This is a genomic window from Paenibacillus sp. P4_A7 (assembly GCF_056402455.1).
On sequence record NZ_JBFUHJ010000022.1, the window covers coordinates 29253 to 39457 of the forward strand.

General features: G+C 44.5%; 10 protein-coding genes. 9 read left to right on the forward strand and 1 reads right to left on the reverse strand.

The window, feature by feature from the left end; genetic code table 11:
- Positions 1-144 precede the first annotated feature (144 nt).
- Positions 145-882, forward strand: a complete 738-nt coding sequence (gene tatC, locus AC1DWN_RS05755) for a twin-arginine translocase subunit TatC (protein WP_477557961.1) — start codon at positions 145-147, stop codon at positions 880-882.
- 256 nt (positions 883-1138) lie between these two features.
- On the opposite strand, the gene AC1DWN_RS05760 is transcribed toward tatC, so the two are convergent.
- Entirely contained in the window at positions 1139-1441 is a 303-nt protein-coding gene (locus AC1DWN_RS05760; RefSeq protein ID WP_477557962.1) for a hypothetical protein, read from the reverse strand.
- A gap of 3 nt (positions 1442-1444) precedes the next feature.
- Here AC1DWN_RS05760 and AC1DWN_RS05765 point away from each other — a divergent pair, with 3 nt between their 5' ends.
- The 8 genes from AC1DWN_RS05765 (at position 1445) to AC1DWN_RS05800 (ending at position 9951) form a co-directional block, all read left to right on the forward strand.
- Entirely contained in the window at positions 1445-1576 is a 132-nt protein-coding gene (locus AC1DWN_RS05765; RefSeq protein ID WP_477557963.1) for an S-layer homology domain-containing protein, read from the forward strand.
- Positions 1573-2877: a sensor histidine kinase gene (locus tag AC1DWN_RS05770; RefSeq protein WP_477557964.1), complete on the forward strand. Its 1305-nt coding sequence runs from the start codon at positions 1573-1575 to the stop codon at positions 2875-2877. Before AC1DWN_RS05765 ends, AC1DWN_RS05770 begins: the two co-directional genes overlap by 4 nt.
- Before the next feature lie 197 nt (positions 2878-3074).
- Positions 3075-3572, forward strand: coding sequence for a PepSY domain-containing protein (locus AC1DWN_RS05775; protein ID WP_477557965.1), 498 nt, complete (start codon positions 3075-3077; stop codon positions 3570-3572).
- Positions 3573-3698: 126 nt separating this feature from the next.
- Complete coding sequence (locus AC1DWN_RS05780) at positions 3699-4310, forward strand: PepSY domain-containing protein (RefSeq protein ID WP_477557966.1); 612 nt, start codon at positions 3699-3701, stop codon at positions 4308-4310.
- Positions 4311-4733: 423 nt separating this feature from the next.
- Entirely contained in the window at positions 4734-5585 is an 852-nt protein-coding gene (gene srtB / locus AC1DWN_RS05785; RefSeq protein ID WP_477557967.1) for a class B sortase, read from the forward strand.
- Positions 5586-6105: 520 nt separating this feature from the next.
- Positions 6106-6915 carry a 3-keto-alpha-glucoside-1,2-lyase-like domain-containing protein gene (locus AC1DWN_RS05790; protein ID WP_477557968.1) on the forward strand — a complete coding sequence of 270 codons (810 nt, stop codon included), beginning with the start codon at positions 6106-6108 and terminating at the stop codon, positions 6913-6915.
- A gap of 262 nt (positions 6916-7177) precedes the next feature.
- Positions 7178-8521 (forward strand): N-acyl-D-glucosamine 2-epimerase, encoded by a 1344-nt coding sequence (locus AC1DWN_RS05795; RefSeq protein WP_477557969.1) that lies wholly within the window; start codon positions 7178-7180, stop codon positions 8519-8521.
- A gap of 35 nt (positions 8522-8556) precedes the next feature.
- The gene (locus tag AC1DWN_RS05800) at positions 8557-9951 is read left to right on the forward strand and encodes an extracellular solute-binding protein (RefSeq protein WP_477557970.1); all 1395 of its coding nucleotides are present in this window, start codon (positions 8557-8559) and stop codon (positions 9949-9951) included.
- Positions 9952-10205 lie beyond the last annotated feature (254 nt).

Below are 10205 nucleotides of genomic sequence, written 5' to 3' on the forward strand. Positions count from 1 at the left end.
TCCGATTCACTTTTCAAATGAATCGCTAAATCACTGTAATCCCTTGTTGCTATTGGTCCTACGGCATTTTTAGTGTGGTGCTACGAATATTTCAGGTTATAGTCTTTACACGGTTGCATAACAAAAGAATTGGAGGGTGAAGGGATGTCAAAGGGCGATGCTATCTCTTTGCTGGAACATATAGAAGAGCTTAGAAAGCGACTCATATGGGTGTTGTTGGTGTTTGCTATAACAATGACAGGCGGGCTGTTTGCGGCAAAACCTGTGCTGCTTTTTTTGAAAAACGCACATCCCGCTTCAGAAATTTCTTGGAATGCTTTTTCACCTTGGGATGCAATTAGTAGCTGGATGCAGGTTGCTTTTGCCATATCTCTTTCGGTTTCATTACCGTTTATCCTATTTCAGGCTTGGTTGTTTGTAAAACCGGGTTTGTATGTTGTTGAGCAAAAAGCTGCAGTTAAATATATACCGATCGCCTTTCTTTTCTTTATCATAGGATTATCCTTCTCTTATTATATTGTTTTCCCTATGGCGTTCTCCTTTACAACCGCTGTAACTAAGAGCATGAATTTGACGGAGACATATGGCATAGGCCAATATTTCTCATTTCTGTTCAATATCTTAATACCGACGTCTGTTTTATTCGAATTGCCGATTGTGGTCATGTTTTTAACCAAAATTCGTGTATTAAATCCATCCAGATTACGGAAGTTGCGTCGTTACGCTTATTTGTTACTTATTATTATCGCAACTGTTGTTACTCCTCCGGATTTAATATCCGATATCCTTGTTGCTGTACCTCTTCTTTTACTATATGAATTAGGCATACTTCTTTCACATATTGAATATCGTAAGCAGTTGACAAATAGTTTGGATTATTAAGCAGTCTTAGGAAAAAGTTTGGTTATTTACGTAGGCAAGTAGAACTCTATCCCTACATGGATTGGAATTGCCTCACAGATGAGTTTATACCTGAAACAGTGAATAAAGTATATCTGGTACCTCAACTTTTGGAGTTTCCCTATTTATTAATCCACAGATGGTGGTCTTCGAGAAAAACGTAAACCCTGCAATACGCCGAATGGGCGCTTGCAGGGTTTTTGTTTTGAACGTTCGGATCGATACTTTGTTCTTAAATCTACATGCAATCTTGTTCAACATCGATTCGATCGTTGTGAATGGTTACCTTCGAACTGCCGGATAGGTATTCCGTATACCCGCACACGACCGTTTCCTTGGTACCGCCTTTAGAATCGGTGTATTTGAGGTAGATGGCGCCTTCACTGGTTAGTTGAAGCTTGGGTTTGAATTTGACGCTCTTTCCTGCGGCTACTTTTTTGTCGTAAACATGCTTTGAACTGCGCGATACGATTCCGGTCTCCACGGCAACGATATCATAGTCCGACTTGATTCCGGCGTAGTTAGCTCGTGGGCGAAGCAATCTGTGACCGATGCAATATATGCAGGATGGCTAAAGGGTTATGAGGATGTGACTATTCGTCCACAGACGTTCATCTCCCGCACTGAAATGACAGTGTTACTCATGCGCGCGTTTATTTTATCTTCTATACGTTGACAATCGACCGCGAGCTGGATCAAATCGTTGCTGAGACGCAGCAAGCATCCGTGGCGATTCGCGAATCTGAAAATTATATCGCAACAGCGGAGCTGCTGCGAGCCTATGTGCCATTGAACGGCATGCTGAGGATTGTGAATGAAAGAGATACAGATCGTTACAAAGAGCCAAAAGTCACCACTCCGTCTGAAACGGATTTAAGTAGGGAGTCAGCCATTTTTTATCCAAAACGGCAGGCGGAGCGGATCGTCATTAATGGCAAAAATTATGGTTTCGTATCGATTCCGTTTATCGGACCTGATGGGAATGTTGCAAATGTACAGGCCACAAAAAGCTTAGAGGAATTAATGGCGCTGCTTGGAATTTTACGCATCGTACTATTATGTGTATCTGCTGCTGTTATGATTCCGGCGATCATATCGAGCGGTATATTGGGAAGTCTTATTATGCGGCCTATTTCGGCGATGACGAAGACAATGCAAGAAGTTGCTCGCAGCGGCAAATTTGTGAAGCTGAAGCAGGATGGACGGTCAAAGGATGAGCTTGTTGAGATGGGCGAGACGTTCAACGAAATGATCGGGCTGCTAGAGATAAGCTTCAGCAAACAGGAGCAGTTCGTATCTAATGCATCCCATGAGCTGAAAACGCCTTTAACGATTATTGAAAGTTACGCCAGTCTATTGAAGCGAAGAGGGCAGCAGCGACCGGAGCTCTTCATGGAATCGGTGGAGGCAATCCATTCGGAAGCGGTCCGGATGAAGGTGATGACCGATCAGCTTTTGCTGCTCGCAAAACCTCATAGCCACTGGTCGCTTGTAATGGATACGATCGAGCTGCTTCCTTTAGTCGAACAAACGACCACAAGCTTCCGCAATACCTATAATAGAAAGATAACACTGGTACAGGCGGACGACAAGCAGCTGCTTGCTTTTACAGATGCAGATATGCTGAAGCAGTTGTTGTTTATTTTGCTCGATAATGCCAGAAAATATAGCAGTGACGGGATTACGGTTAAGGTTGGCGATAACCTCAGCAATAGTTTTATCGAAGTGACGGATCGGGGAATTGGAATTCCTGAGGATGAGCTTCCGCTTGTCTTTAATCGTTTTTATCGCGTAGATAAGGCTAGAAGCAAAGAAGCTGAGCAGGAAGGGGGAGCCGGACTTGGCCTGTCACTGGCAAAAGAAATTTCCGAAGTGATCGGGGTGAAGATAACGCTGGAAAGTCGTGAAGGTGAAGGCACGACAGCTTTACTGTCCATCCCTCTTAAACAGTCGGCACAAACTTCCCTTTCTCAGTAAATTATAATAATTATAGGTTATGATGACAAAAAACCAATAAAGGGGATGATCATATACCATTTCAAATTACGCGTAGATTTTGGATAATAGCCGCGTCCCTTTTTTTCGCCATTCTGGTATTGGTTGCTGTTATGGTTCTAATCTTACGCTCAGACAATAAGGCTAGCCTAACGCTTAACGAGGCGAAACAAGAGGTTTTGAGTCAATATAAAGGTGAAATCGTAAGTGCAGAGCTAAACGGCCGGTCCTATCTTGTTCGTTTGCAATCTGAAACAGGATTATATGAATTGAACGTAGACAAGGATAATGCCGGAATTACGGCGATCAAAAGTATTGAACGGTATGAGAGCCGGATCCCAGAGGGGACGRCATCTCCCAGTGAGAATCCGACTCCGACTCCGACTCCGACGAACGAGCAGGAGACCGATCCGCCGCCAACAACCTCTACCGACTCACCCTCCAATAGGCCTACTCCTAATCCGGCTGTCTTGCTGAATGAAGACGAAGCTGCCAAGCTGGCCTTGGAAAAGGTTAATGGGACAGTTACTGACGTTGATATTGATAAGGTTCAGAGTAAGTGGTATTACTTTGTAGAAATTGATACACCAGATGGGCGGGAAGCAGACGTTCAGTTAAATGCGGCTTCCGGGGCGATCGTATCTGTAACGTGGGATGATAATGACATGGAAGACTAGTGGAAGTGAGACCTAGTGCATAATGTTTATCATCAAATTCTAATGTAGCTGTAATCTTGCTCATAGTTAGCTAGGGTAGAGTATAAGTGAGCTAAGCAAGCAGCTAACAAAAGGAGGAAGATAAACATGAACAAAAAAAGTTGGATCATGACGATAGCCATTGCAACGGTGATAGCAGTTCCCGGATCAGCTATTGCAGCGAATGCCATTTCACCCAACATCAGCAAGGAAAAGGCGAAGTCGATTGCATTGAAAGAAGTGCCGGGTACGATCACGGATATTGAATTGGAACGCGAAAAAGGCGCTATTTTTTATGAAGTGGACATTACTAAAAAAGATAGCTTTGAAGAGGTGGATGTTTATATTGCTGCGGATTCGGGAAAAGTGTTGTACACGGTAAATGAAGATCATGATGATGATGATGACGAGCGTGATGCAACGACTTCAGCGGTAACGCCAAACCCTCCGGCTGCCGGTGGTTCAAAAAATGTGATTACAAAAGAGCAGGCCGGTAAGCTGGGTTTGACAGCAGTGAAAGGCGAAGTGCTGAATGTAAAAAGTGATTGGGATGACGGAATCCAGCAATATGAGGTAAAGATCAAGACGAATGAAAGGATTGCCGAAGTAGACATTGCAGCGGCAGGCGGCAGAATTCTATCGATCGATTATGACGATAAAAATGATGATAATGATGATGACTACGATAATGATGACTATGATGAAAACGATAACGATTAGAAGGATTACCGGGAGTAATGTTGTCTAAAACAGTGTTGCCAGTAAGAGTACCTTTAATGATATTGACCATTTCGAAAAAAGAGGCTTTTCATGAGTTCCTATTGGAACTTAATGAGAAGCCTTTTTATTATGAATTGCGTAGACCTTCAAACAATTGAATAAGCTTTTCTTGTTTTTTTAAAATGAATGCGATCCTGACTCTCGGCCTGGGTCAGACGAGCTTGGGAACCATCAACTGTCCGAGCAGCATAGTAGGCATAAAATCTATTATGGACAACTAAGCTCCAAAATTTCTAGAGTAACAACGACAGAATCGCGATAACTATCTTGACAAACATCGTTGATGATATTAATGTATTCAACGACTGGTAGGAATAGGTAATAAGAGAGAAGATATTACAGATCGGAGGAGTTATTACAAAAATGAGCTTATCTAATAAGAGTAAATATCTCAAGTTGAGGAACGCAGTTATACTAACATCTATTTTGTTAATCCTGTTTTCCTCCTATAAAATTATCGCCTATCAAACAGATAGTTCGAAAAACAAAAAAACATACTCTGAAATGGAAAGACTTTATTATAGAGAGGTGTTAGCTGAGCCAATAAAAGGACCAAAAATAGTAGCTAGCATTAGCCATAGTGATGAACAAATTGACAATGTACAAATTGATGAATTACAAATGCTTGAAAAGGTAGATCAACCTCAAACATTGTTGATCCAAAATAAATTTAATGAGTTATTAAAGAAAAATGAAGAAGTGGTCGGATGGCTAAAAATCGAAGGTACTGTTATTGACTATCCCATAGCACAAGCAGTGGATAATGAGTTTTACTTAAAACGAGATATTTATAAAGAAAAAAGTGTAGCAGGCAGCATTTTTATGGATTATAGAAACGATATAGAGAGTGAAAATAAAAACACTATATTGTATGGGCATTACATGAAAAACGGTTCGATGTTTGGTGAATTAAAGAATTATAAAAGAAAGTCTAATTTTGAGAATAATTCGATTATAGAGTTCGACACGCTTTATGACAGTAGAAAATGGGAAATTTTTTCTGTGTATACAACGGATGTGAATTTCGATTATATTCAGACTGATTTTAATACTAAGCAGGAGTATAAGTTTTTTTTAGATACTTTGCAATCTAAATCTATTCATAAGTCGGATGTTGAATTGACCGAAGATGATGTAATTTTAACCTTATCAACATGCTCCTATGACTTTTTAAATGCAAGATTTGTGGTTCATGCCAAATTGTTTAAAGGTTGAAGCTCACCACGATAGATCGATTCAGGACTTCGCTAGAGAACAATCTCTCGTCACTTGTGATAACAGTCCCCTGCAATGGTCACTCTTGTAATTGGACGAATACGAATGTCCGTGAACCCCCTTCGCAAACTGCTGTCCAATTCTCCAAGTTACATTATGGTTTGCTTAGTCGGCGTCAGAATAAATCGTGTGTGTGGAGAGCCGTTTCGACGGTTCTTTTTTTATTTGTCAGAAAAAAGGACGCGGCCAGAATTGATCAAGGAAAGCATTGAATCATTCAATAAATGGTGGTTATCTTCATGGATGTCCATTATATATCTATGTTAAAGTTAGGTTGCGCTCGAGGAAGATTCCGTGCGAGCTGTCGAACTTCAAGGACAAACCGGGGGCAAGTGAAGAATCGAATCATGTGGAGGGATGTGACCTAAGTGATATGTTATGAAAGCGGTTTTAAAAAAGCGTAAAGGCACGGGGTAAAGTGATTGTTGGGAATCAAAAACAATAAAGGGAGTGAATTTTAATGAAAAAATTGACTGGTTATAAGATATTCCTGCTTACGGTTGTATTGATATTTTTAACGATGGGGCAAATCGCTGCGGCGGCAGATGTCGATACTTTGTTTAAGGACGAGTTTAACGAGGCTGCCAAAGAATGGACCGCTACCAGCGGCAAATGGGAAGTCGTGTCCGGTGAATATACGCAAAGCGACAATACGAAAGGTGCGGCTGCGGAAACGTACACAGGGGATTTTGATTGGACTGATTATACTTACGAAGCCGATGTGAAAGTAACCGACGGGTATGATGCGGATATGTTGTTCCGCGTGAACATGGACACGGAGTATTACGCGCTCGCCATCCGAAGCAACTCTTTTGAAGGGGAAAATCATCTCGAACTATTGAAGCTGCAAGAATGGAATTGGAGTGTGCTAGCCGGCGCCAAACGTTCCATTGAGGACAAAACATTTCATCACGTGAAAGTCGTGACGAAAGGAAATAATTTGAAGGTGTACTTCAATAACGAGGAAACACCAGTTATCGATTTCACCGACGATAAACCAATTACCAGCGGCAAAATTGGTTTGAAGACGTGGGAGTCGACAGCGGCATTCGACAATGTCATCGTTTCGAAAATGAGCGAATCGAAGGAAGCTCCGGTAGCTACAGACAATACGGGCGGAGAGACCCCGGTTAAATCCGACGATAGCAAAATTGTCGTGAATCCGAAAACGGGTGATGGCGGCATAAGTTTGTATGTGGTATTGATGGCGCTGTCGAGCGTCCTGATAATTTTTGCAATTCGCGGAAAAAGAAAAAGCGGTGCGAACTAAACATCCTGAACATGGAAAGCGGGTGGGGCGATTGTTTTCGCGAGAAGCGGGAGGACAGGCGAGAAGGCGGTGGATGTCCTGTGTTGTTCCGCTCCTATTTGTAATGATATTGAGCGCCTGTACATCAAGCGACGGCGGCATGCCAAATGGCGAAAGCAGCATGACGAACAAAGAGGCGAGCACGCAACCGCATGAAGAGGCTCAACCCGACAGCCCGTCGCACGAAAGCGAGAAAAAGAGTAAGGGGAGGGATCTGTCCGATATGCAAACGCTTGCCATGACGGGACCGTCAATAAAGGTCGATCCGAGCTGGCCTTATTATAAAGGCAGATCTTACGACAGCATTGCTGAGGAAATTGAGCTTGCCGGGTATAAGATCGTTCATTATGTCGTTGTCAATGAAAACGATATCAAAGGCGATTTGATCGATGCTTACCACAAGCGGGGAATTGCCGTCTGGATGGTTGTGTTTGGGAACGGTACCTATTCAACGGCCTTTTTTCCTGCAGGTTGGGAAAATTGGAAGATGGGGTTGATCCAGCCTTCGAAAGTAGACGGATATACGTTTCTTTCCCAGTTCAATAGGGAATATGTCGAATGGAAGAAGAAGTCGCTGGCGCGGGTTGTATCCAAATATCCGTTTGACGGCGTAGAGGTGATGGAATCATTTTTCCCGGAATGGAACGGTTTTGAAACCGGCGTATACGGTGATGTCGGCCCCAATGCGCAGAAAGCGTTTCAGGAGAAATACAACGAGGACATCCCTGATTTTGAAAATAAAGATTCCGCACGTTATTACAAAAACAATCCGGAGCTCTATCAAAAATGGATCGAATTCAGGGTGGACGGCGTTAACGATTTCTTGAACGAAATCTTCAACGGCCAAGGAGGCGTAAGGGAGGCGCGACCAGACATTTTGGTGGCGACCTGGAGTCTCGGAGTCAACGGTGGACCGAATTCGATCGCGAAGCTGAGGGAAATGCAAGGGTACGATGCGGAGGCGATGGTGGCCAAAGTGAAGCCGGATCTTCATTATATCCAGACGCATTGGCCGGATTGGTATAAGCCGGAAGCGGCGCTACCACCCGATTATATGAAAACGTACCAGCCGTTCTTCGATCAGGTGCGGGCGCAAAACCCTGATCTTCCAATTGGCATTCAAGGCGACAACGGCTCCGTCAAGGAGATGATCAAGTCGGCCGAATGGCAGCAGCAGTATAATATTGAGGCGAAGCTGTACGGATATGCGACTTGGACGACGTACGAGTACCATATCGGCGGTTACATGTATACGGAAAAACCGGAGCCGCAAAGGGCGGTGCGGCAAGCAGACGGCACGATCATGATCTCGTTTAACAAACGGATCGACGAAACGGCTGCCAAGGACATCGCCAACTACGAGTTTTGGCAGGGCGGTAAACAGCAAGACGTTCAAATCGGCAGCGTAACCGTTGACGGCAATCGGATCATGCTCGAATCGGAGCGTTTCCCGGAAGGCCAGTTCGAAATTGTACTGCACCATATTAAAGATACGCCGGACTTGTGGCTGTACAATGATTTCCCGGCAAACGAAATTCTGGACGGCACGAAAGTCAGCGTGCAATAAACATGGAAAACACTTCATACGAGGGGGCATGTAACATGCRAAAATTAAAAGGGTTTGCTTTGATGCTGCTGGCACTTTCATTTGTGATTGTCACCGCATGCAGCCAATCCGGAGCAACGAAGGAGCCGGGTACGCCGAAGGCGACAGAACAATCAGCGAAGGAGTCGGATACGCCGAAGACGACAGAACCACCGACGAAAGAGCTGGAGCCAACGATCGATATGAAGGGCCAGTCTATCAAAATTTTGACGTGGGGCAAAGGGCCGACGGAAGAAACGCAGGAAGGCACGCTGCAGCTTGAGCGGCAAAACGAAGTGGAGAAGAAATACAATGTGAAAGTCGATTGGGTTACCGTACCATGGGGCAAAAGCATCGAGATGGTGACGGCTGCAGGACTTTCCGGCGAACCGGTGGCGGATATCGTGCTGCTCGATTTGTACCATGCGATGCCACTGATCAACGAAGGTTTGCTACGACCGATTGACGAGTACATCGACTTCGATGACCCGAAATGGCCGAAAGGAATTAAAACGTTCGGAAACATTAACGGAAAAATGTACGGATTCAAAAACTCGGTAAGCGAAGGCGCAGGCATTTATTACAACAAAACGCTGTTCAAACGCGAAGGTTTGCCCGATCCCCACCAGTTGGAGAAGGAAGGCAACTGGAATTGGGATGCATTGCTAGACATTATGAAAAAGGCGACTAAAGATACGGATGGGGACGGAGCGACGGATCAATGGGGCTTCGCCAATCATGCGCCCTTCCTGGCTAGACATCTGACCTATGCAAATGGTGGAAGCTTGATTGAGTTAAGAGACGGAAAGTGGGCATTTACCGCCGGTGAGCCTAAAGCATTAAAAGCGCTCCAATTCTTGGGTGATATGTTTAATACTTATAAGGTTATTGCCCCGAATAAACATACGAGCATGGATGACTGGAATGATTCGGTAACACTGTTCGACTCCGGAAAAGTCGCGATGACCACCGGTGAATCGTGGGAAGGGAAAAATAAGCAAGCAATGACCGACGAATTCGGTTTTGTATCGATTCCAAAAGGACCGGACGCCACCGATGCCGATTATAAAATTGCGGTTGAAAACTTTCCGATGTATTACATGCCGGCTAACAGCAAGCAGCCGAAAGAAATGGCGATTATCTGGCAGGAGCTACAATTGTGGGATCGGGTAGAACCGGCGAGAAGGTCGTATGCGGAGGAACAGTTGTTGGCCGATCCGGAAGATGTGGATGCCATCTTGGCCGTTTCAGAAAAAGTACAACCGCTGTTTTTCCCGGGTGTGCCTAAAGTGCAATGGGAGGAAGCGGTTTGGGCGACGGCCAATAAAGGGGAAGCGCCCGAGTCCGCGATGGAAAAAATCAACACTTCCGCCCAAGCGACGCTTGATGAGGCGTTGAACCAAACGAAGTAATAAGATGCGATGAAGAAGTGCGAGGTTGACGAATAGGGGGCTGTCGGCAGACTTTGCTCGATGCGGCCCCCTTTCATATGCATGAAGACGACCCGTATGGGAGAGGAGCTTGCGAGCAGAACATGGCAAGGTATGCAAAATCGTTTGCTGTAAAATTGTCGGTCGTTCTCCTGTCGTTAACCTTTGTCTTTGTTCCGGCGAGGTATTCGACGGGAAGTGAAAACATCGTAACGCAAAGTGAAGCGGCAGAGGGG